Origin of the sequence: Anaerotignum sp. MSJ-24, assembly GCF_018918145.1 — a bacterium.
GTDB lineage: Bacteria > Bacillota > Clostridia > Lachnospirales > Anaerotignaceae > Metalachnospira.
In genome coordinates this window covers 54,120-77,689 of record NZ_JAHLPX010000005.1, presented here as the reverse complement: position 1 = coordinate 77,689, position 23,570 = coordinate 54,120, and the positions used below count along the sequence as shown (strand labels likewise).

General features: G+C 39.8%; 23 protein-coding genes and 1 riboswitch. Of the genes, 7 read left to right on the top strand and 16 right to left on the bottom strand.

The features are described 5' to 3' along the window. Positions 1-5 precede the first annotated feature (5 nt). The 5 genes from KQI66_RS04750 to KQI66_RS04730 form a co-directional block, all read right to left on the bottom strand. Positions 6-395 (bottom strand): hypothetical protein, encoded by a 390-nt coding sequence (locus KQI66_RS04750; protein ID WP_253287677.1) that lies wholly within the window; start codon positions 393-395, stop codon positions 6-8. A gap of 180 nt (positions 396-575) precedes the next feature. After that, positions 576-1,964 carry a sigma-54 interaction domain-containing protein gene (locus KQI66_RS11265; RefSeq protein ID WP_216427535.1) on the bottom strand — a complete coding sequence of 463 codons (1,389 nt, stop codon included), beginning with the start codon at positions 1,962-1,964 and terminating at the stop codon, positions 576-578. Between the two features lie 28 nt (positions 1,965-1,992). Continuing rightward, positions 1,993-3,255 (bottom strand): nicotinate-nucleotide adenylyltransferase, encoded by a 1,263-nt coding sequence (gene nadD, locus KQI66_RS04740; RefSeq protein WP_216427534.1) that lies wholly within the window; start codon positions 3,253-3,255, stop codon positions 1,993-1,995. 10 nt (positions 3,256-3,265) lie between these two features. After that, on the bottom strand, positions 3,266-3,805 hold the full coding sequence (locus KQI66_RS04735; protein ID WP_216427533.1) for a molybdopterin-binding protein: 540 nt from the start codon (positions 3,803-3,805) through the stop codon (positions 3,266-3,268). Further along, positions 3,781-4,143 carry a hypothetical protein gene (locus KQI66_RS04730; RefSeq protein WP_216427532.1) on the bottom strand — a complete coding sequence of 121 codons (363 nt, stop codon included), beginning with the start codon at positions 4,141-4,143 and terminating at the stop codon, positions 3,781-3,783. Before KQI66_RS04730 ends, KQI66_RS04735 begins: the two co-directional genes overlap by 25 nt. 137 nt (positions 4,144-4,280) lie before the next feature. Here KQI66_RS04730 and KQI66_RS04725 point away from each other — a divergent pair, with 137 nt between their 5' ends. Then, a complete protein-coding gene (locus KQI66_RS04725) occupies positions 4,281-5,483 on the top strand; it encodes an FprA family A-type flavoprotein (protein ID WP_216427531.1) in 1,203 nt (400 codons plus the stop codon). Between the two features lie 84 nt (positions 5,484-5,567). On the opposite strand, the gene ltrA is transcribed toward KQI66_RS04725, so the two are convergent. Together ltrA and KQI66_RS04715 are read right to left on the bottom strand one after the other, a co-directional pair. Further along, positions 5,568-6,851 (bottom strand): group II intron reverse transcriptase/maturase, encoded by a 1,284-nt coding sequence (ltrA, locus tag KQI66_RS04720; protein WP_216427530.1) that lies wholly within the window; start codon positions 6,849-6,851, stop codon positions 5,568-5,570. Between the two features lie 526 nt (positions 6,852-7,377). Continuing rightward, positions 7,378-8,250, bottom strand: a complete 873-nt coding sequence (locus KQI66_RS04715; protein ID WP_216427529.1) for a LysR family transcriptional regulator — start codon at positions 8,248-8,250, stop codon at positions 7,378-7,380. Between the two features lie 137 nt (positions 8,251-8,387). Between KQI66_RS04715 and KQI66_RS04710 the strand changes: the two genes are divergently transcribed. The 4 genes from KQI66_RS04710 to KQI66_RS04695 all read left to right on the top strand — a co-directional run bounded on the left by KQI66_RS04710 (position 8,388) and on the right by KQI66_RS04695 (position 10,576). After that, entirely contained in the window at positions 8,388-9,143 is a 756-nt protein-coding gene (locus KQI66_RS04710) for an AzlC family ABC transporter permease (protein ID WP_253287676.1), read from the top strand. After that, complete coding sequence (locus KQI66_RS04705; RefSeq protein ID WP_330655021.1) at positions 9,130-9,438, top strand: AzlD domain-containing protein; 309 nt, start codon at positions 9,130-9,132, stop codon at positions 9,436-9,438. The genes KQI66_RS04710 and KQI66_RS04705 overlap by 14 nt, the downstream gene beginning before the upstream one ends. A gap of 203 nt (positions 9,439-9,641) precedes the next feature. Further along, positions 9,642-9,959 (top strand): thiamine-binding protein, encoded by a 318-nt coding sequence (locus tag KQI66_RS04700; protein ID WP_216427528.1) that lies wholly within the window; start codon positions 9,642-9,644, stop codon positions 9,957-9,959. Continuing rightward, on the top strand, positions 9,959-10,576 hold the full coding sequence (locus KQI66_RS04695; protein ID WP_216427527.1) for an HAD family hydrolase: 618 nt from the start codon (positions 9,959-9,961) through the stop codon (positions 10,574-10,576). The genes KQI66_RS04700 and KQI66_RS04695 overlap by 1 nt, the downstream gene beginning before the upstream one ends. A gap of 51 nt (positions 10,577-10,627) precedes the next feature. Here the strand turns inward: KQI66_RS04695 and larA are convergent, their stop codons facing one another. From larA to pdxR, 6 genes are all read right to left on the bottom strand, one after another. Beyond that, complete coding sequence (larA, locus tag KQI66_RS04690) at positions 10,628-11,932, bottom strand: nickel-dependent lactate racemase (RefSeq protein WP_216427526.1); 1,305 nt, start codon at positions 11,930-11,932, stop codon at positions 10,628-10,630. A 131-nt stretch (positions 11,933-12,063) separates the two neighbouring features. Further along, the gene (locus KQI66_RS04685) at positions 12,064-13,365 is read right to left on the bottom strand and encodes a hemolysin family protein (protein WP_253287675.1); all 1,302 of its coding nucleotides are present in this window, start codon (positions 13,363-13,365) and stop codon (positions 12,064-12,066) included. 438 nt (positions 13,366-13,803) lie between these two features. Then, positions 13,804-14,547: an amino acid ABC transporter ATP-binding protein gene (locus tag KQI66_RS04680; protein ID WP_216427525.1), complete on the bottom strand. Its 744-nt coding sequence runs from the start codon at positions 14,545-14,547 to the stop codon at positions 13,804-13,806. Positions 14,548-14,552: 5 nt separating this feature from the next. Beyond that, complete coding sequence (locus tag KQI66_RS04675) at positions 14,553-15,371, bottom strand: amino acid ABC transporter permease (protein ID WP_216427524.1); 819 nt, start codon at positions 15,369-15,371, stop codon at positions 14,553-14,555. Positions 15,372-15,424: 53 nt separating this feature from the next. Then, on the bottom strand, positions 15,425-16,309 hold the full coding sequence (locus KQI66_RS04670) for a transporter substrate-binding domain-containing protein (RefSeq protein ID WP_216427523.1): 885 nt from the start codon (positions 16,307-16,309) through the stop codon (positions 15,425-15,427). Between the two features lie 104 nt (positions 16,310-16,413). Further along, positions 16,414-16,584: riboswitch (Lysine riboswitch) on the bottom strand. A gap of 116 nt (positions 16,585-16,700) precedes the next feature. Continuing rightward, the gene (gene pdxR, locus KQI66_RS04665) at positions 16,701-18,104 is read right to left on the bottom strand and encodes a MocR-like pyridoxine biosynthesis transcription factor PdxR (protein ID WP_216427522.1); all 1,404 of its coding nucleotides are present in this window, start codon (positions 18,102-18,104) and stop codon (positions 16,701-16,703) included. A gap of 133 nt (positions 18,105-18,237) precedes the next feature. Between pdxR and KQI66_RS04660 the strand changes: the two genes are divergently transcribed. Together KQI66_RS04660 and KQI66_RS04655 are read left to right on the top strand one after the other, a co-directional pair. Next, complete coding sequence (locus tag KQI66_RS04660) at positions 18,238-18,774, top strand: ECF transporter S component (RefSeq protein WP_216427521.1); 537 nt, start codon at positions 18,238-18,240, stop codon at positions 18,772-18,774. Between the two features lie 8 nt (positions 18,775-18,782). After that, on the top strand, positions 18,783-19,922 hold the full coding sequence (locus tag KQI66_RS04655; protein ID WP_216427520.1) for a pyridoxal-phosphate-dependent aminotransferase family protein: 1,140 nt from the start codon (positions 18,783-18,785) through the stop codon (positions 19,920-19,922). A gap of 51 nt (positions 19,923-19,973) precedes the next feature. On the opposite strand, the gene KQI66_RS04650 is transcribed toward KQI66_RS04655, so the two are convergent. Genes KQI66_RS04650 through KQI66_RS04640 form a run of 3 tightly spaced genes read right to left on the bottom strand, consistent with a single transcriptional unit; the run spans position 19,974 to position 23,504 of the window. Further along, positions 19,974-20,594, bottom strand: a complete 621-nt coding sequence (locus KQI66_RS04650; protein ID WP_216427519.1) for an ImmA/IrrE family metallo-endopeptidase — start codon at positions 20,592-20,594, stop codon at positions 19,974-19,976. Continuing rightward, positions 20,584-22,236 (bottom strand): acyl-CoA dehydratase activase, encoded by a 1,653-nt coding sequence (locus KQI66_RS04645; RefSeq protein ID WP_216427518.1) that lies wholly within the window; start codon positions 22,234-22,236, stop codon positions 20,584-20,586. The genes KQI66_RS04650 and KQI66_RS04645 overlap by 11 nt, the downstream gene beginning before the upstream one ends. Continuing rightward, positions 22,233-23,504: a 2-hydroxyacyl-CoA dehydratase subunit D gene (locus tag KQI66_RS04640; RefSeq protein WP_216427517.1), complete on the bottom strand. Its 1,272-nt coding sequence runs from the start codon at positions 23,502-23,504 to the stop codon at positions 22,233-22,235. Before KQI66_RS04640 ends, KQI66_RS04645 begins: the two co-directional genes overlap by 4 nt. Between the last annotated feature and the right edge of the window lie 66 nt (positions 23,505-23,570).

The following is a 23,570-nucleotide window of genomic DNA, read 5'->3' as shown; positions in this document are numbered from 1 at the left end:
CTAAATCAATGATTTCCGATTGCAGGTCTTCTGTCTTCAACATTTTCGGGATCACAGTCAAGAAGATAAGCTTCTTCTGTGGGATGAAGAACATTGATAATTTCAAGAACTGCCTTCTGGCATACTCCTTCTTTATCAATACCCTTTACAATAACTGTCTGCATTGTTTCGGGTACACGAGGGATCATTATAAGTTCAAGTCTTTCTACATTGTCAAGAGCAGCTATTTCGCCTACCGCATGCTCAATACGACCTGTACGAAGGCTCTGCATTTTAGCTGATCTTAAGTTTTCAAGACCCATAATGTTAATTTCTTTAGGTGTACTGCCCTTTGTTGCAGCCGCTACCTGCATCTTCTTGATGAATTCCGGTAACTTTGTGTGTAATAATTTCATATTATTCATCCTCTCTTCTTATAATAATATAAGGTTTCACTATATATAATAAGCAAAATCCGTGCCAACTTTTCAAAATACAAAAAATCATTATTTTACGCTGTTTTTCAATTTAATTAAATTGAAATTTCCTGTTTTCAAAACAAAATAAGTCGTGATTTCAAGACATATGTCTTAGAATCACGACTTACATTTCTTAATATTATATTTTTCTATTTTCGTATACAAAACAGAACGGTGTATTCCGAGCCTTTCTGCCGCTTTCTGCACCTTCCAGTCGCATTCCTCAAGAACATTTTTGATATAATCCTTTTCAAATTTATCCTTTGCGGTTCTTAAATCCGCCGAAGTGTCGGATTTAACGACCGAAGCCTTTTCCTCGGTCGGTGCAATTCTGTTTATTAATATATCCACATTTCCGTCCGTAATAACGTAACGTTCTATTTCGTTTCTCAGTTCTCTTATATTTCCGGGCCATGAATACTCATACAGCATTTTTATCTGGCTGTCGGTAAACTGAACATTATGGTCATATTTCTGATTGTATTCCTTAAGATAATAGTTTGCCAATGCCCCTATATCATCCTGTCTTTCTCTCAACGGCGGAATATAAACCGGAATAATATTCAATCGGTAATACAGATCTTCTCTGAATGTACCATTATCAACCATCGCCTTAAGATTTTTGTTTGTTGCGGCAATAATACGCACATCCGTATAAATAATATTTGTGCTGCCTATTCGTTTAACTTCGCCCGAATCCAAAAACCTAAGCAGCTTTGCCTGCATAAGCGCGGAAAGATCGCCTATTTCATCAAGAAATACCGTTCCTCCGTTACCCATTTCAAATATGCCCTTATGTCCATTTTTATCCGCACCGGTAAATGAGCCTCTTTCATAACCGAAAAATTCCGACTCCATAAGCTCATTGGGAATTGCACTGCAGTTCACCGGAATGAAAATTTCGTTTTTCCGTAAGCTGTTATTATGTATATAATTTGCAAGCACATCCTTGCCTACGCCGGATTCACCATAAAGTATTATAGAGCTGTCGGTCTTTGCCAGATAACTCATGCTGTCAAATATGTTTTTCATCTGGTCATCGGCTGTTATTATAGGTCTGTACTTTTTGTTTGCCTGCTGAATGAACAAAAGCGTATCCTTTATTTCCTCATTCTTTTTCTTTTCTATACGCAGCTCATTTTGCAGTTCAGACATAAAGCTTTCATCATAGCTGAAAGCGATTATATATTCCATTTTGCCATCATCGTTATAGACAGGTTTTGCCACACAGTCTATTTTTGCACCGGAGTTTATTCCTATTTTGGTAAGTGATGCCTCTCCGGTTTTTAGAACATTTATTACGGCAGATCTGTCCAGAACTCCGTCATTAACAAGGTCATACACTGACATAGACAATGCCTTCTCCATAGTAAGACCGTATGACTTTACAAGCGTATCATTAACATACAATATTTTGCCGCTGACATCGGAAATCAATATGTTTCCGTAATAATAGTCAAGACATCTTTTCAGCATTTCAAGCGTTTTGCAGTTTTTATTTTCCACCTGCCGCATCTCCGTTTCATCTATGTGGTCAGTTAATCAGATTAAGTATTCTGTCAAGCTCACTTTCGTTTCTGGCTTTTTTGTTGTCTTCATATAAATGATGTACCTTTATATATTCTTCAACCGAATCCGGAAGAAGATATTTTACGCTTAAACCGTCCTTTACGGCTTTTCTTATATATGACGAAGAAATATCCAATGCCGGAACTTCAATAAATTTTATTTCCGAACCGTCATTTTCAAACAGCTCCGTATATTTATTACGGTCTACCGAAGGATAACCCGGTCTTGTTACAGCGGCAAAGCCGCAGAGAGAAATAAGCTTTCTGAAATTTCTCCAACAGGTCATATCCTTGAGAACATCAGCACCGACAATGAAATATATTTCCGCATCATAATCACAGAACCTTCTGAACTTTTCCATTGTATCCGCCGTATAGGAAATACCATCAAATTCTGTTTCCATTGATGACGTGGAAAATCTTTCATTACTTTCTACGGCAATGCTTGTCATGGCAAAACGCATATCTCCGGAGGTAACAAACTTTTTATTTTTATAGCTTGTGTTTCCTGTCGGCATAAACACGACTATATCCAGCTTAAGCTTATCGCAGACTGTCTGTGCCGCAATAAGATGTCCGTTATGTATAGGATCAAATGTGCCGCCCATTATGCCTATTCTTTTAAAGCCCTTATAATCGGTTCTTTCAATGCCTTTATAGGCCGTTTCCGCAACGGTAACAATATTTTTTCTGTCTGCCGCAATGCCGTAAGAGCCTTCTCCGCTGCCATCGGTCATAAGAATAAAAATATTTCCGTTTTCGCAAAGCTTATTATAAAGCGTTATGCTTTTTTCATAGCTTCCGTCGAATTCGTCGGCAAAGAAATTTATTATATTTTCGGCTTTTTCCTTTTCCTCTTCAATGGCAAAAGCACCCTTTCCCGGCTTTACGCCGAAAACCATTCCGTTTTCGAAAAATACACTTTCCGTTGCCGAGCTTGCTCCGTTGTTACAGCTTCCGAATATTCCTCCGGTTCTGCCTTCCGCATCATCAACGCCGACAGACGCACCGATACATATTATATCTTCCTTTATATCCGACATACAGCCATCTATTATTGTATGAAGTCTGTAATCAATGGTATATTCGGATTTATATTCACCAAAATCATATTCCTTAAGGCTGTTAAGTCTTTCAATGCACTCTGTAGTTTTTCCGTCCTTACAAAGACAGCTTACCGCAATCGGAACTTTATCCTTCGTGCAAAGAGAATATGTAAAAGATTCCATTCAAATCACCTTATGCTCCGTATTTAGCTTTAAGTGCCTCAAGCATACTTTTATTTATTTCTTCAAGATTATGGCTGTCCTTTTTATAGCTGTCCTTGAATGCCTTTATTGTAGCGGTTGCCTCTTCATAAGGTCCGGGAACATTAAACACAAGTGTATCTCCGAGCTTGCCGATAACGAGCTTGCTCCACATATGTCCGTTCTTGCCGTAAAGAGCGCCTTCCTGTTTATCACTCAATATCATATCGAGAGAAGAATGTGTATAATCCTTACCGAGAGTTGTGCTGAAACGGTGTCCGCCGCCTGAGCCGCCGATAAGCACGATAAGGTCATAGCCGTTTGCTGCACTTTCCTTTATTTTGCTGACAATAGCCTCCTCCTTATCAATAACGGGAGCAATTCTTACAACCTCTGCCGAGCCGTTAATGGCAAGAAGATTTTTCATTATTTCGGGAGCGTCTGTATCAAGCACAATGCCTGCCGCAAGCTCATCACCTGTCGGAATAATCATAGCCTTTGTAAACATCAAAGCCACCTCTCTTTCATACATTGTCCCTCTGAATATGAAGGAACGTCATTAATATCAACTGTCTTTATCTTATTAACAGAAGAAATCTGTGCAAGGTCGGTAAGAGTGATTCCATCGGCAAGAGCAACAGCCTTAATTATGCCGTTTTCTTCCTTAAGAACGTCCTCCTCTTCGATTCCGTAAACGTCCATTTCAAGAGATGAACCTGTTACACCGATTATTCTTACCATGCTTTTAAGTTTATCTTTAAGAAGTGACTCAAGCTCCTGTATATTAAGACCTTTTACGTCAACTCCTGTAATTTTTACAACCGTTTTGTCCACCTGGACAATAACTTTGTTATCATCTGCACCATTCATTGAAAAATGTGCCTCCTTTTTTTAATTGACTATATAAAAATAAAAGTATATTCTTATATTATCAGATTATACTTTTATTTACAATAATGCAATTCATCTGACTGAAAATCAGCAGTGAAAATAAAGGAGGATTAAACATGTATTGTATAAGAAACGTAACAGAAGATCTTTTCTGGATAGGTGCAAATGACCACCGTCTTGCACTTTTCGAAAATGCACATCCAATTCCCAACGGTGTGTCCTATAACTCTTATGTACTTCTTGATGAAAAAACAGTTTTATTCGATACGGTTGATTGGTCCGTATGCCGTCAGTTCCTTGAAAATCTTGAACACGTATTAAACGGAAAACCTCTTGATTATATAGTAGTAAACCATTTTGAGCCCGACCACGGTGCATCACTTGAAGAGGTTATTCTCCGTCACCCGGAGGCAACAATAATCTGCTCAACAAAGGCTGTAAACATAATCAAGCAGTTCAACATAGCAGTTAATAAAGATTTTGATACTGTTAAGGAAGGCGACACAAGATGCTTCGGAAAGCACACAGTAGCATTTGTTGAGGCTCCCATGGTTCACTGGCCGGAAGTAATGGTTACATTCGACACAACAAACGGCGTTCTTTTCTCTGCCGACGCTTTCGGTTCATTCGGCGCACTTGACGGAAAACTCTTCAACGATGAAGTTAACTTTGACCGTGACTGGATTGATGACGCAAGAAGATACTATACAAATATTGTAGGAAAATACGGCGTATTCGTTCAGAAGCTCCTTACAAAGGCTTCAGGTCTTGATATAAAGATGATATGCCCTCTCCATGGCCCGGTATGGAGAAATAATTTTGAATACTTTATAGACAAGCACGATAAATGGAGCAAATATGAGCCGGAAGAAAAAGGCGTTCTTATTGCCTATGCCTCAATGTACGGAAACACAGAAGCAGCCGCACAGTGCCTTGCAGCAAAGCTTGTTGAAAAAGGCTGCACAAACGTAAAGGTATATGATGTTTCAAACACTCATGTATCACAGCTTATATCAGAATCCTTCAAATTAAGCAATATCGTTCTTGCCTCTGTAACCTATAACACAGGCTTATTCCCCGCAATGCTTGATTATCTTGAGGATATGAAGGCACTTGAGGTTCAGAACAGAACTATTGCATTAATGGAAAACGGCTCATGGGGACCGAGAGCCGCATCTCATATGACAAACTTTATAAACAACAATCTCAAGAACATGACCTTGCTTGAGCCTAAAGTAACTATCAAATCTGCCGGAAAGGATTCCGATGTGCAGAACATTGACGCACTTGCAGACGCAATAATCGAATCCATGAAATAAATCGAGTAGGAGGGAAATTTAACTAAATTTCCCGACCTCTCACACCACCGTGCGTACCGTTCGGTACACGGCGGTTCAATCAACTTAACAAGTAACACACCTTTCGGTGTAGTAATCTAACATTGAGACTAATCCAAATGAGGTTAGTCTCTTTGTACTTATAGCCTTTTGTATCCATCCATTATGGGCGAGTCTTGCATATCTATCTCCACAATACGCTATTTTAAATGCCGCCCATCTTGGTACATCAAACTTCATAAGGTTCTTTGCTCTGTTTTGTGGAGTTTTCCAATGTTTCCAAATGCACATACGAAGTCTATATCTGATGTTACCATCTAATTTTCGACAAAGTGTTTTCATACTACCTATTTTGAAGTAGTTTATCCAACCTCTTATGAGCTGATTAAGTTTCTCCACTTTATAGCTGTTGCTAACACCCCAGCTACGACAGGTGAGTTCTTTCATTCTCTTCTTAAACTTCGCTACTGATTTTGCATGTGGTTTTGCCTTAAACTGATGTGCTCTTGTGTCAAAGTAGAACCCAAACCCAAGGTATTTAAGTCCGCTTGGTCTGTCTACTTTACTCTTTGTCATGTTGACCTTGAGACCTAGTTTCTCCTCAATAAATCGAGATATATTTCTCATTACCCGATTTGCAGACATTTCACTTCCAACCATGATAATACAGTCATCTGCATATCGCACAAAGTTAAGCCCTCGCTTTTCCATTTCCTTGTCAAGTTCATTGAGCATGATGTTTGCCAATAACGGCGAAAGATTTCCTCCTTGCGGTGTTCCCACAATAGAATCCTCATATTCATCGTCAATCATGATTCCACTGACAAGATATTTCCTTATGATAGAGATAACATCTCCATCTTTTATAGTTCTGCCTATGATAGTCATAAGCTTGTCATGGTTTACCGTGTCAAAGAACTTTTCCAAGTCAATGTCTACAATCCAATCGTTACCATCATTCATCATGTCAAGTGCTGTTAGGATTGCTTGCTGTGCACATCTATTCGGTCTGAATCCGTAACTATGTTCATGGAATTGTTCCTCGTAGATTGGTGTTAATACCTGTGCAATGGCTTGCTGTATGAATCTGTCTGTTACTGTTGGTACTCCTAGGTTTCTGACACCGCCATCAGGCTTTGGTATCTCCACTCTTCGTACTGGTTGAGGTTTGTACTTTCTTGTCCTCAACTGTTCCTTGATGATTTCGCCGTTCTTTTCAAGATGTTCTTTGAGTTCCGTGTACTTCATTCCGTCCACTCCCTCTGCACCTTTATTTCGTACGACTTGCAGATACGCTCTGTTGAGATTATCGCTAGATAAAATCTGCTCCATTAGACTACTTGTGTCCATGCGTTCTTTCCTTTCCGTCTCGCTTGATTTGACCATCTTTTACCCGATTGGTTACGGCAGATGTTGCCATTTCTGCAATACGAGACATACTCAAACTTATTGATTGTTCGCCCCTTCGCTCCATTTCCATTACAGAAACTTCTTCACTACTATGGGCTCGGCTGACTTCTCACAGTTCGTTGTTACTAGGCTAATGGAACCTCTGTGAGACCTCCACGCTTAAGGTGCACGCTCTTTCTCTCCATATATCCGCCACATTTACTCTGCTACTACAAAAGTGATAGTTATTAGACTTCGTTGCTTATAGCCAACTTATCTCTCATAGCCTAGCCTTATATGTGATTTCTGTCCGTCGGACCAGAGATTTGCTTACAGCTTCCTTCAGATTCCATCTCACGATGGACACCCTTGCTGTTCAGCTATACACTTCCCACTATCTGGGCGTGTTCGGGACTTTCACCTGTTAGAGCGCGCCCATGGCGCGCAAACGATAAAACCGCTGTGACATTTCAGTCACAGCGGTTTTTTAATATCTGAAGCTGTCCATTTCTCTTATTATGAAATCAATGAAATATCTGCTGGCTATCGGCAATACATTTTTATTTTTGTAGGCTATTGCAATGGTTCTTTTTATTGCCGGCTTAATCTGCCTTACCGCAATATGGTGCGGATGTCTGCTCAAAACAAGCTTCGGAAGAACTGATACTCCAAGATTTTGTTCAACCATAGACATAATCGTATAGTCATCAAATACAACAAACTGTATATTTGGCTCAATATTATTAGCCTTAAAATACTCCATGGGCTCGCTGACCTCGCCTTCGTCCAGAAGTATATAGGAATCCTTCGCAAGCTCCTCCATTGTTACCTCTGCCTTATGTGCAAGCGGATGGTTTATATTCACTACTGCCATCATTTCATCAGTTTTTAACGGAACAACCGTAAGCCCATCCGTTGCCTCCGGTGTAACAAAACCGAAATCAACACTTCCGTCCTTTACCCAGTTGCTTATATTTGTATATTCTCCCTGCTTAATATCAAAATGCACCGAAGGATATGTTTCCTTAAATTTCTTAATAAGTCCCGGCAGCCAGTTGCTCGAAACGCTCGAAAAAGTGCCCATTCGTATTATTCCGCTTTCAAGGCCTCTCATTTCGTTTCTCTTTTCAATAAGCTCTCTGTGTGCATTATATACATTTTTTATATAAGGAAGAAATTCTTCGCCGTCCGGTGTAAGAGTTACGCCCTTTCTTGAACGTATTACAAGAGAAGTATCCAGCTCCTCCTCAAGATTTTTTATCATCTGGCTTACGGCAGACTGCGTATAGCCTAAATCTTCCGCCGTTTTTGTAAAGCTTCCGTTTTCCGTTATTTTAACAAATGCCTCATATCGAATCATAATGCACCTCATAAAAGTTAAATAAGTTTTTCTAATGATACTATTATATATATTTGTTTTACTTATGTCAATTTAAGTGTTATACTTCAATCTATCCAAAAAAAGAATACATAATAAAACAAAGGAGTTTTATAAATATGCAGGACAAGAAACAATTATTTTTAAAAGGAATGCATCACGGAATACCCGTTGCACTCGGATATTTAGCGGTATCGTTCACACTGGGAATAGCTGCAAAAAGAGCAGGTTTTACACCGATCCAGGCAATGCTTATGTCACTTACAAGCAATGCCTCCGCAAGTGAATTTTCAGCAATCAACCTTATTAAAAACGGCGGTGCATATATCGAAATAGCTCTTACAACACTTATCCTTAACTTAAGATATATTCTTATGTCCTGTGCATTGTCCCAAAAGCTCGGTTCCAAAACAGGCATAGGCCATCGTCTTGCTATATCATTCGATATTACAGACGAAATATTTGCATTATCCGTATGCCAGAGAAACGGACTTTCACCTTACTACACATACGGAATCATTGCCGCTGCACTGCCCTGCTGGGCAATGGGAACATTTCTCGGAACACTCAGCGGAAGTATTCTTCCCGCAAGTGTTATGAGTGCGATGAATGTAGCACTTTATTGTATGTTTATCGCAATAGTTCTTCCTCCGGCAAAGGAAAACAAAATTGTCGGATTTCTCGTAATAATATCAATGGCGGCAAGTACATTATTTACATATCTTCCGGGACTCAAGCAGCTTTCTTCCGGAACAATGATAATAATTCTTACTGTTGTGATTTCGCTGGCAGCCGCTGTTTTATTCCCTATCGAAGAAAAGGACGATAAAAAAGCTGTCGAAAAGGAGGCCTCTGTAAGCTGTGAAAGCAGGTAATATATATTTATACATATTAATAATGGCTGTGGTTACATATCTTATAAGAATGCTCCCAATGTTACTTGTTAAAAAAGAAATAACAAACGTAACGGTTCGTTCCTTTCTTTATTATGTGCCGTATGTAACGCTGTCGCTTATGACTTTTCCGGCAATACTTTCAGCAACGGACAGTATATGGTCGGCTCTTGCGGCATTTGTGGTTGCTGTGATAATAGCATACAAAGGCGGCAGTCTTATAAAGGTAACAATATTTGCATGCCTTACAGTTTTTGTACTTGAAATGTTTTTATAACTACATAAATATTTAACTTCCATGAAACGCCTGCAAATAGTTCCATGGATAAAGCCGACGGAAAACCTCTCTTCTGTCGGCTTTCTTTATAGTTTACGGACAAAAATCCTTATTACCATCCATATGTTTTTAATTGAATTGGAATAAGTATTGTGCTATTCTATTGTTAATATTAAGGCTATAAAAACAAGGAGGAATTTATTATGAAAGCAAGCGTTGCAATTCAGGTATTACCAGGTGTTGAAAAAGATAAAATATGTCCCATCGTTGACAAATGTATTGAATACATAAAGGCTCAGGGACTTAAGACATTCGTTTCACCTTTTGAAACAACAATCGAAGGCGAGCTTGACCAGCTTATCGACATTGTTAAGCAGTGCCAGTATATCGCCATCGAAGCAGGTGCTCCCAGCGTAATGAGCTATGTTAAGATTGACTTCAATCCTACCGACGGAGTTCTTACAATCAACGAAAAGACAGACAAATATCTTGCAGGCAACAACGAAAAAGAATGGGAATAATGAAGAATATAATATTTGATATGGACGGAACACTTCTCGATTCAATGGGAATGTGGGAAAATCTCGGAACAATTTATCTCAAAAGCCGAAACATAACTCCGCCCGATGATATAAAAGAGATTATAGAAGCAAAAACTCTCGATGAGGCCGCCGAATATTTCATAAACGAGCTTCATCTTGAAGGAACGGTAAAGCAGGTTGTCAGCGAAATTGTCGGCATTATCCGTGACAAATATTTCAATGAGCTTGGAATGAAGCCGGGCATGAAGGAGCTTGTGCTTTCGGAATATGCAGACGGATCCAAAATGTGTATACTTACCACAACCGCAAGAGAGCTTGCCGTTGCCGCACTCAAGCGAAACGGTATACTTCATTGCTTTACAGATGTATACACTCCGGAACAGCTCAAGCTTTCCAAGCGTACGCCGGAAATATTTTTGAAAACCTGTGAAATAATGGGCTTTGAGCCCTCCGAAACCTATGTTTACGAGGACGCTCTTTATGCCGCAAAAAGCGCAAAAGCCGCCGGCTGTAAGCTTGTTGCCGTATACGACAATATGCAGAGAAACGACTGGTCAGAAATTGAGTCTCTTGCAGATGAAATAATAAAGGATTAAAATTAAAACGGAGCGAATACTTAATAATCCGGTATTCACTCCGTTTTTTGTTTACTTTAATTCGTTAACCAGCTTATCATATGTTTCCTTCAACTGCGGCAAAACACTTCCTCCGTAAGGCATAACATATACATCCTTGTCCTTTATATCAATATGTTTCATAAGCTCATTAATGTCACTGTATGCCGTAACACCCATTGCCTTTACCTCTTCCGGATCAAGCTCGGAAAGAAGAACTACATTACCCTTTCTTATTGCCTCACAAGCGGCATAAAAAATATAACCGGCTATTGTGAAATCCTTTCTGAGGCTTTCATCAAGATGTCCTTCCCTAAGCGGTATAATCCAATCAAAGAAATCCTTTGCTCCACTGCCTTCACTGCACTGTGCAAGCAATACGAGTGTACCGCCTTTTTTCATAGCATTTACGGCATTCAAAAGGCTTTTAACCGACTGATAGAAATTTAAGTCTTTCGGAAATCCTCCACAGCTGACAAACACAACGTCTGCTTCATAATTTATCGGAAGTCCGTAGGATTTCTGTATATACATACAGCTTTCTTTCCATGCCATATCAAAATCACCGCAGAAAAGAGCGCTATGCTTTGATGCGGAATTTACGCATATACTTATTCCGAAAACAGGATTTACCATTCTGCCTGCCTGTTCCATATCATCATTAATGGGATTTTTGATGAGCTTGCCACTGCCTATAAGTACATTGGATTTCTTCTCATTGGGATCAAGTGCCATTGAATGATTCATTTTTATTGTCTGTCTGCCTGCTATTCCGGGAATAATGCTCTTTCTGCCGCCGCCATAGCCTGCCATGATATGATGAACGGTTCCGCTTATTACAATAACTTTTCTTCCGACTGCGTAGCGATTTACATATACATCTGTGCCATATGTTGTCTTTCCTACATTCACAAGGTTTTGTGCATCACAGTCATGGTCAACAACCTTGACATTATTATAAACATATTCGCTTGCAAGTGTTTTAAGCTCGTCCTGTGTATTTTTTCTGTGTGTTCCGAGCGCAACAACAACCATAATGTTTTCAAAAGCTGCACCTATTTCATCGTGCAGATATTTAACCAGCAGCTCACAGATTACATCCTGATGCATCCAAAAGCGTGTTAAATCGCTTATTACAATCGTTATTTTATCATCGGCATTAATAAGCTTATTAAGAGGTTTTGTGCCTATAACGCCATCTGTAACACAATTAATAAACTCCTTTTTAATATCCGATATTTCTCTCATAGGGTTTTCAAGAAGCATTTCTACGCTTTTTGCGCCCTTAACAGGTATTTCAACCGAACCTTTTCCGTATTTCAGATTTATAGTTTCCATATTTTATGTCCTTTCTATTATGTCTGCAACCAAAGTATATGTATTATTTTAACACTTTAAACAGTTTAACGCAATAAAGTCTGCTTTTTAAATAAAAAGCTATGATACCTAAATATCATAGCTTAAACAATTTATACTTCTTTATCAAAGCATACCAACGCTTTTTTAATTCTGTGGTCCTTTATCTCCGTAACTTTCACATTAAGCGGAGGAAGGCTTATTTCAAATGTTGTTCCGTCATCGGGAATAGTTCCGTAATTTCCGAATATATATCCACCGAATGTGTCATACTCATCAACAGGCAATTCAATATGAAGTGCTTCTGCAACCTCTTCAAGATCTGCACCGCCCTGTATCTTCCATGTCTGTGAATCGATTTTTTCGATTTCCGGTTCTTCCTCATCGGGTGTAGGTTCTTCATCGAGGTCACCGACAATCTGCTCAATAAGGTCATTCATTGTTACAATGCCATTCATTCCGCCATATTCGTCAAGAACAACCGCAAAATAATTATGTGATTTCTTCATCTGTCTGAAAAGCACATCGGCATGAATGCTTTCCGGAATGAAATATGCCGGCTTAACAGCTTCTTTCATTATAACCTCTTTTGGCTCATTCATAAGCCTGAAGAAGTCCTTAACATTAAGCACACCGATTACATTATCGACTGTTTCATTACATACCGGGTATCTTGAATGACGGCTTTCGTGTATTGTTTCAGCCCATTCGTCAAGTGTTTCATCTGCCCAGAGAAGGGATATATCCGTTCTGTGAGTTGCAAATTCGTCAACAGTCAAATCGTCAAACTCAAAAACATTATTAATCATTACCTGTTCATCAACATCAATTACACCCTTCTGGCCGCCTTCATCGACCATAAGACGGATTTCCTCTTCGCTTACATCCTCTTCGTCCGCATTGGGATCAAGACCGATAAGTCTTAAAACAGCATTTGTGGAAACAGTAAGCAGCCATACTATCGGTGCGAATATTTTGGACACAACGGTAATCATATTCGCCATACCGAGAGCCATGATTTCTGTTTTCTTCATAGCAAGTCTTTTAGGCACAAGCTCACCGAAAATAAGCGTAAAGTACGAAAGAATTATTGTGATAACAATAACCGCAATAGAATTAAGCGTTGCACGAGGAATGCTTACACCTGCGGCAACAAGCATATCCACAAGCTTTCCGGCAAAGTTATCTGCGGCAAAGGCACTGGCAAGAAAGCCCGACAGTGTTATGGCAACCTGTATGGTCGCAAGGAATTTTGCCGGCTCCGCTGTGAGCTTTTTAAGCTTTCCGGCTCGTTTATCGCCCTGCTCCTCAAGCTTTGAAAGCTTTGCCTCATTTACGGAAATAACCGCAATTTCGGCAGAAGCAAACACCGCATTAAGAAATATAAGAATGATCTGTAATATCAAAGATTTCAATTTTATCCTCCTAAAAAACACAAAACAAAAACTTTAAAAAATCGCAAAAAGGCACACCTGTATTTACAAAGCTATAAAACCATAAATACCGGTATGCCGTTTATACTATTATTAAGTTTAAACAATCGACAATTATCGTCGCCGCAACTATCACCGCTACAGTCGTCCATTGTCTAACCAATCCTCCTCAAAAAACAATAATTATAATTAACACTAAGTATTGCTATTAATCCTATCATAAAAACATAATAAGGTCAATATCAATTATAATACTTTTACAAAGACCTTGGGGCTTTGCCCCAAACCCTACAAAACTTTAAAAAGTTTTGATTAAAACTTTGATAAGCTATATTCTACGAATGCAGCTATGGAAAATAATACCAATCATAATATGTACATCAAAAAGCGGTCTGCACAAATGCAAACCGCTCAAATTTTTTATGAATTTCTGAATCTTGAAAGGAAATCCTTTGTTTTGTATTCTTTGGGATTTTCGAATATATCCTGCGGTGTTCCTTCTTCACAGATAACGCCATCAGCCATAAATACGACATGGCTCGATACATCTCTTGCGAACGCCATCTCATGTGTAACGATTATCATTGTGAAGCCTTCCTCTGCAAGAGTTCTTATAACCGCAAGAACCTCGCCGACCATCTGAGGGTCAAGTGCCGATGTAGGTTCATCAAAAAGAATAACCTCCGGCTGCATTGCAAGCGCTCTCGCAATGGCAACTCTCTGCTTCTGACCACCGGAAAGCTGTCTTGGCTTTGCGTTTACATAAGGCGCCATTCCAACCTTTTCGAGATATTTCATGGCAAGCTCTTTTGCCTCTTCCTTGCTCTTTTTAAGTACCTTTACAACGCCGACCATACAGTTTTCAAGCACGGTCATATTGCTGAAAAGATTAAAGCTCTGGAACACCATTCCAACCTTTGCACGATATGCGGACTGGTTGAAATTCTTTCCCGTAATACCATTTCCATGATAAAGTATTTCGCCGCTTGTAGGTGTTTCAAGAAGATTGATACATCTTAAAAGTGTTGACTTACCGGAACCGGAAGCACCGATTATACAGGTAACATCGCCTGTATCAACTCTGAAATCAATATCCTTAAGAACAGCGTTGGTTCCGAAGGTTTTGCTTAAATGCTTTATCTCAAATACATGATTATCTGCCATCTAACTTACCTTCCTTCCCTGCTGTCGCTGTTTAAATCGCCGACCATATTTTTATCATTGAATTTATACATACCGCTTGTGTGTGCAAGCGTATCTGTTGTTGCAAGATCAAAGTTATCCGGTCCGTCCATTTTGTTTTCCCAGACACGGAGTATTCTTGAGCAGGCAAATGTAAGCACAAAGTATATTACCATTGCTATTGTGAAAGCTTCAAAGTAAGTATACAATGCTCCGGCTACACCCTTTGTTGTATAGAAGAGCTCAACGATACCGATTACCGAAAGTACACATGTATCCTTGATATTGATAATAAGGTTGTTGCCGATCTGAGGCATAATGTTTCTTAATGCCTGAGGAAGTATGACATTTATCATTGTCTGGAAATGTGTCATACCGATAGCCTTGGCACCTTCAGTCTGGCCGGGATCTATTGAAAGAATACCTCCACGGACTGTTTCTGCCATATAAGCACCTGTGTTTATAGAAACTATAAAGAAGGCTGCCTGCCACATACCCATGTTTATGTTAAAGAGAGCGGCAGAACCGAAGTATATGAACATCGCCTGTGCCATCATAGGTGTTCCTCGGAATACCTCCACATAAACATTAAGTATAAATTTAACTATGCCTATAAGTACCCATTTTATCGGGTTTTTCTTTCTGTCTGTGGGAATTGTCTGAACTATACCGACAGCAAATCCGATTATACATCCGATAAAGGTGGAAACCAAAGCAATAAGCATTGTATTCCCAGCTCCACGCAGAAAGGATTCGCCGTTTCGTTCCAGTATATAAGCAACTCTTCCCCAAAATGTTGCGGGCATATTAGCACTCTCCTTTCCGCATAAGTTTTGAGAATAGATTTATCTTTTAAAAATTATTCGCTAAGGGGCTGAACAGCGATAGCATCGTTCATCATGTTTGTGTAATCTTCGGGTGTCATTTCTGCAAGAACGCTGTTGATTTTATCCTTAAGCTCTGTGTTACCCTTCTGGATTGAGATACCGATGTTGATTTCTTCGTCTGATACCTGGAAAGCTCCGTCTGTGCCTGAGAAGTCAAGAAGTTTGAAATCAGGATATGCAACGCAGGCAGCGAGACCTGTGGGCTGGTCTGTTACAACGATGTCACATTTATCTGCATCAAGTGCAACGAGCATAGCAGGTGCTGATTCCTGTGCAGGAAGAATGTTTGCATCGGGAATCTGAGGAAGACATGTATCATACCATACTGTATTCTGCTGTGAAGTACATGTTGCTCCGGCAAGATCCGCAACGCTTGCTGCGTTTGCATAAGGGCCGTCTGCCTTAACAAGTGTAATGATTGAAGCATAGTAGTAAGGCTCTGTGAAGTCTACCATTTCAAGTCTGTCTGATGTGATTGACTGGCCTGCGATAACACAGTCAACTGTTCCTGACTGAACAGCGGGTACAAGTGAATCCCAGTCAAGCTTAACGATTTCAAGATCCATACCAAGCTCTTCTGCGATATGCTTAGCCATCATAACGTCATAGCCGTAAGCATAGTCCGGGCTGTCCTTAATCTGAACTGCGCCGTTTGAATCATCGGGCTGTGTCCAGTTATAAGGAGCATAACCACATTCCATAGCTACTGTAAGTACGTTGTCGTTTAATACTCCCGAAGCATCTGATGATGAATCTGAATCGCTTGATGATGAGCTGCTGCTTGATGATGAGCAGCCTGCAAATGAGAGCATACATGCCATAGCAAGTGCTGCTGCTGATAATAATTTTTTCTTCATAATACACATACCTTCCTTTGTAGATAAATAAAATATTTACATAATTAAAAAATGCCCAATCTCAACTCAGGTGAAGATTCGGCATATAAAAACCACAGTCACAATTAAATGATAGCTCTCCACATAAGTGACAGTCCGCTGCATATTTTACAGCCGGCCCAGCCTGCAAACCTCGGGCAGAAATTATACAAGCTTCGGCAAAAAACCCTTTCCTCTGTGCCGACCGCCCGTCTTACGCACAAAATACTGATGTTTTCTGCACCTCTACCATATTCCGTATTCAAAACAAGAATATATACAGTTGAATACTAACACCTATTGGCTTCAAAGTCAATATAAATCATAAAACTTTGTAATATTTACAGCTATTTTACAAAAATTTTCTACCTAATTATATATTATCAGTCCATACACCTCTCAAAAGCTCCGCACCTGTTTTAATTTTATCCACAGAAAGCGTTGCATAACCGATAAGCACTGTACTTTTATATTTATCGGGAACCTTATCCACAAAGTATTTCGACAGAGGATAGACCTTAACTCCGACATTTTCCGCAAGCCTTACCATATCTGCCTCCGATGTTCCGTTTGTCAGCTTTACCGCCATATGATGCCCGGCGTTTTCGCCGTTGAGCTTTACAGCACTGCCGAATTTTTTAAGCTCCGCAAGCAGTACCGTTCTTTTTTCACCGTAAAGCTTTCTCATACGGTTAAGGTGTCTTTCGTAATAGCCTTCGGTTATAAATTCCGTAACCATATTCTGCTCAAGAACGGAAACCGCAGAGCTGAATTTTCTGTATTTTTCGTTATAGCGTTTAAGCAGCTCATTTGGCAGAACCATATAACTTATTCTGACCGACGGAGCAATGGTTTTTGAAAGCGTTCCGAGATATATAACCCTTCCTTTTCTGTCTATGCTCTGAACCGACGGAATAAGCTTTGAATTATATCTGAATTCGCTGTCATAATCGTCCTCGATTACATACCTGTTTTCCGTTTCATATGCCCAATTCATAAGCTTTACCCGTCTTCCGGCAGGCATTGTTATACCAAGCGGAAACTGATGTGACGGAGTTACATACACAATAATACTATCCTCTTCCGGCAGCATATCCGTTCTCATTCCCTTATCGTCCACAGGTATGGATATTATCTCATGTCCAAGACTCTTAAACAATGAATATGCTTCATAGTATACGGGATTTTCCATGGCAATTTTACTTTTTATTCCTATAATTCCGCTTATGATATTGAGCAGATTATCGACTCCGGCACCTATTATAACCTGATTTACGGAGCAGTTTACACCTCTTGAGGCATATATATGTCCGGCTACGGCTTTTCTCAGCTTATAATCGCCTTCCGGCGGCGCACTTTTCAATATATCCGGATTATATTCATTAAAACAGTTTTTCATAAGCTTTCGCCATGTGTTATAAGGAAAGTTATCGCCGTCAACGCCGTCTGTCGCAAAATCCACGATTATATTATTTCCTTTGTTATATTCATTATCCGGTTCATTTTCTATTTTAGGTTTATTATCTATATTAAGTCTGTCTATTTTGCAGACAAAATATCCTCTTTTTGCCTCTGCCTCTATAAAGCCCTCCGAAACAAGCTGTGAATATGCCGTTTCCACAGTATTCACGCTCACACTGAGCCTTTCCGCCATTTTTCTTTTGGAAAGCAGCTTTGTTCCGGCCTTAAGCTTTCCGGACTGAATATCGTCCTTAAGCTGTGAATATATCTGAAAATAGAGTGAACCGAGATTATTCTTATCCTCTAACGCTATCATAAAGCCTCCATCTGGTACTATAAAAAAATCATAAACTGGTTGTTTTAATACGGTCAGTTTGATAGTATTATAATCCACATAATTGAACCGGTCAATAAGTATAAAATCGTATAACTTATGGAGGTAATTCAAAATGAACAACTCAGCAGCAGCAAATACATCATCGGCAAAACAGGTAGCAATAAACGGTATTTCCATTGCTCTTGTATTTATAGCAACCGGATTTATAAACCTCAGACTTCCCATTGTAGCAAACGGCGGTCTTATCCATCTCGGAAATGTTCCTCTTTTCCTTGCGGCAATCATTTTCGGCAAGAAAACAGGCGCTATTTCAGGTGCTGTCGGAATGGCTCTTTTCGATCTTTTCTCCGGCTGGACACTTTGGGCCCCGTTCACATTCGTAATAGTAGGAATAATGGGTTGGGTAGTAGGAAAAATTACAGAGGATAAAAGCCACAACACAATTTTATGGTATGTAATCGCAATTCTTGCGGCTCTTGCAATCAAAATTGTAGGCTATTATATAGCAGAAGGAATTATATACGGCAACTGGGTTGCTCCCGCAGCAAGCATTCCCGGAAACATTGTACAGATTCTTACAGCAGCCGTTATTGTTCTTCCGCTTGCAAAACCTCTCAAGAAACAGCTTTCAGCAATAACAAGGAGTTGAAATATTAAATGTATAAAATAATGACACCGGGACCTACACAGGTCAAGGACAACGTACGTGCGGCAAGAAGCCTTATAACAACAAATCCGGACATAGACACAAGCTTTACGGAATACTATAAGCATACATGCGATATGCTCGGAGAAATAATCCATTCGACAGGAAATATATATATTCTTTCCGGCGAAGGCATACTCGGTCTTGAGGCAGCCTGTGCTTCTCTTACGGAGGCCGGCGACAGAGTTCTTATAATCGACAACGGAATTTACAGCAAAGGCTTTGGCGATTTTGTAAAAATATACGGCGGAACACCTGTATATTACACAAAGGACTACACAGAGCCCATCGATGTAACAGAGCTTAAGGCATATCTTGACACCGACAGCGATTTTAAATATGCAACGGTTGTCCACTGTGATACACCAAGCGGAATGCTCAATGATGTTGAGGCTATATGTCCTCTTCTTAAGGAATACGGAATAATGACGGTTGTTGACACCGTATCGGCATCATTCGGCGTACCTCTTAATGTAGATGCGGCAAAAATAGATATTTGCTGTATGGGTTCACAGAAGGCACTCTCGGCACCTCCGGGACTTACAATGCTTTCTGTAAGCGACGATGCCATTAAAGCAATGGAAAACCGAAAAACACCTATCGCTTCTTTCTATTGCAACATACTTACATTTAAAAATTATTATAAAGACAAATGGTTCCCTTATACAATGCCTATAAGCGACATAATCGGTCTTAACAAAGCAATATCAAATGTACTGCATGACAAGACTATATTAAAAAGACATCATATAATCGGACAGGCTGTAAGAAAAGCCGTAACTGCGGCAGGACTTACACTCTATGCAAAGGGCGGATATTCCGATACGGTATCCGTAATAAATGTTCCCGAAGGTCTTACCGATACACAGATACTCGACACAATGAGAGATGATTACAACATTCTCATTGCCGGCTGTTTCGATATTCTTGCCGGAAAGGTATTCAGAATAGGTCATATGGGCGAAAATGCAAATATAAGAGATGTTGCCGAAACACTTTCGGCTCTTGACAAAACATTCAAGAAGCTTAATTATCACCTTAACTGCTCTATGGCAGATGTATTCATTGATGAAATAAACAAATTTGAATAATAACCAAAAGTGACGGCTGTTTTAAATCAACTCATTAAAACAGCCGTCTTTTTAATTTGCATACTTATATATAAATTCTATAAACCGGTCAAACACAAGCCTTTCTGTTTCGGAACTGTTGAATTTATCACGTTTATAAAGCTCCTCCATGCGTTTGGCTCTCTTTACCGCAAATTTATGCGGAACATTGCAAAGCTCCTCTATTTCCTCTGCCGAATGTACTTTAAGTCCGTACAAAACCGTTGCCGGCATGAGCAGATCTCTTGCAAATATATATGCCTCATAGTCGGTTGCAGACATACTTTTCTTTTCTTTTGATTTACGTTCGCAAGGCTTTCCTGTCAGATAATGCCCCATAATACAATGTCCGAGCTGTATTGCCATTTCGTATCTCACAAATGACTTGGCATTGCTTCCATCAACAAATATCTGCTTTTTGCCGTTATAAAATCTCGAAAAGCCGCTGCCTTTGGCATTTTCCTCCGATATAAGTCCGTTTTTAACGGCAGTATCGTATGAATATATCTCTATATTGTAGGCATCGGCAACAGCCTTAAGATTCACCGGAAGACGGCCTACACCGCTTTCAAGCAAAGCCTTCCATGCCATATCCCGTCCGTTTTTATATTTATCATATATATCCATACAGCCACCCCATTTATTATTCGGCAACAGATTCCATTCCTATAAGTGCCGCACCTATCGCTCCACATAACTGTGCATCCTCGGATATAAAAAGCTTTTCTCCGAGCTTTTCTTCTATGGCGGCAACAATGCCTCTGTTTTTGGCAACTCCGCCGGTCATAATATATCCGCTTTCTCCGCCGACACGTTTAACAAGCGAAACCGTTTTTCCGGCAACGGATTTATTAAGTCCATGTATTATATCCTCCGGAGGCGTATCCTGTGCAACAAGCGAAACTACCTCCGACTCGGCAAATACGGTACACATATTTGAAATCGTTACATCACTCTTCCATTTTAAACCGAGTTCACCCATTTCATCAAGAGAAAGCTCCATTGTTCTTGCCATCATATCAAGAAAACGTCCTGTTCCTGCCGCACATTTATCGTTCATAACAAAGCTGACAACCGCTCCGCTGTCATCAATTCTGATTACCTTTGAATCCTGTCCGCCTATGTCTATTACCGTTCTTGCCGAAGGATCAAGAAAATGTGCACCCTTTGCATGACAGGTTATTTCTGTTACGGAAGAATTTCCGAAGCCTATGTTTTCTCTTCCGTAGCCGGTCGTAACAACCATAGTAAGCTCGTCCTCGGTAAGTCCTGCCTGTTCAAGAGCCTGTGAAAGAGCCTTTTTTGCTCCGTTGGTAGCACCTGCACCGGTAGCGACTATCGCTTTTCCTATTATATTTTTATCTTTATCCATAATTACGGCATCGGTGCTTGTTGAACCGCTGTCTATTCCTGCCGAATAAAGCTTTCCGTCTGTACGCATTTTTATTTTCTCCTCATTCTTTACCGCTCCGATGGTTTCCGCAAAAGCCTCAAGTCTTGTCGAAAGCTGACCTTCACTCTGGCTTGTGCAGTCGGTTTCTATCTTCAGAAGCGGTGTATCGGTATTGCTCTTTACTCCCATATATTCAAAGCTGTAATAATCACAGAATTTCATTGTGTGATATATAATTCCGACTGCTCCGTCGGCAAGTCTTTTTCTCTTTTTATTATCGAGCATTCTCATACAAGGTGTCTGGTCGAGCAGTTTTTCCGCATAATAACCTATGAATTCATTTATATCAGTATATTTTTTATCCGGCTTAGGCAAATATCTGTTGCCTGTACAGGTATCATCATGTATGGGAAGTCCGAATTTTTCATCAACAGCATTATAAAGGAACTTACCGCCATGGGCACCCATAAGGCTTATATATTTTTCATTTTCCGGTTTTGTTTCTTCCTTAAAAGCATTCACAGCCAAATCGGCGTCAAATTTGCTTCCGCTGTAAACCGAACAAGCGTCCGCAAGCTTTTTGAGTGCTTTTGAAAAAAGCTTTACCTCGGTACTTCCATTTTTATGCGGCAATTCAAGCAGATATAAAAACTTCATTTTTCCGCTTGCCGCAAGAATATCATAAACTCTTCGTATTACATCACAGCAGTCAACAAGTATAAGCTCGGTTATATTTTTTGAATACACCTCTTCTATGACAGCCTTTCCATAGCCGCACATATTAGGGTGTCCGAGGCTGTCTGCCGTATCGAAATTATCGGGAAGCGGCTCCATTTTTGCACATTTACCGCCCAATGCCTCTATAAGCTCAATGGGCGTATATTTACAGACATAATATATCATTTCTTCATATCCTCCAGCATTTCAATAAAAGCATCAAGTCTTGTAAGCACCTGTCCGTCGCTTGTGTTGCTTCGGTCTGCACCGTCGCCGTTTAATATAAGTGTTGGAAAACCTGCTTTTTCAAGTGCCTTTTTGGCATTAACTGCCGCCCCCATTGTCTGTTTACAGCCCCAATGGCAGAAATAAATAACGCCGTCAATATCCATAAGCTTCGACATTTCAATAGCTTTATTTATTCTGTTATCTGACGAACCGTTAAATCTGCTCATTACAATTCTTCTTGCCATGCTTTCATAGGGCTTTTCCGGATCGGTTTCCACAATATTTTCAAAATTCATATCACAGGCAATTATCTGGCATTTTTCATTGAAATTAAGTCTTTCTCTCAGTGGCTCTTGAAAATACGGAATGGTGTGCATCCAGAGAAGTCTTATTCCTTTTTTGGGCGGTGCTTTTTTCAGATCGTCCACAAGCATACCTGAATATTTAAGCATTTCCTCCGTTCCCAAAAGCGGATGCGTCATAAACACCTCATACATTTCGCTTGTTATATCGTTAAGACTGCACACATTCTTTTTAAGACGGAAGCTTTCGTCCATATTTTTAAGCGACTGTGCAGTTCTTGAAACTGCCGCCTTAAGCCTGGATTCATCAAGAGTTTTTCCTGTCTGTTCCTCGATAAACTTAACCATATCCCTAAGCTGGTCTGCGACATATTCGACGCTTTCTTCGCTCTGTTCCGGCGGAATATCAATATAAAACTGAGGAACATCAAAATATTCCGACAATGCTCTGAATGTGAGGTTATTTGCATCACAGGCTATTGATGTATTTATAATAAATTTTGGCTTCGGAAGAACACCGCTGAATGCCGCACCCATTATGGTTTTATGATACGAGCAATAGGTTTCCGCAATTCCAGCTGCCTCTGCCGCCTCTATAAAACCTTTTTCGGCGTATGCTCCGGTTATATAGCCGGAAAAGCCTTCCGCAAAAAACGGAGTAATACCAAAGGACTGCAATATTTCGCAAGGAAGAAAAATACTTATAAGTGCTGCATTTTCAACATTTTTAAGCGAATCAATATGTGCCTTCATGCAAACCTGTGCAAGATATTTTCTTGCCGGCGAAAGCTCCTTGTCCGGTGAATATTTAAGCTTTAAATTAAAAGCACTGAATCCGAAAATAAGCTCTTTTCTCGCTCTGTCCGGGTGGTTCAGCATTTCCTTATTTACATATTGTCCGAATTTTGTTATTATGTCAGCCATTTGTATCTCCTTATGTCTGTATCTGTAATAAAAACTTTGCTACCTATTATAATTGAATAAATTTAT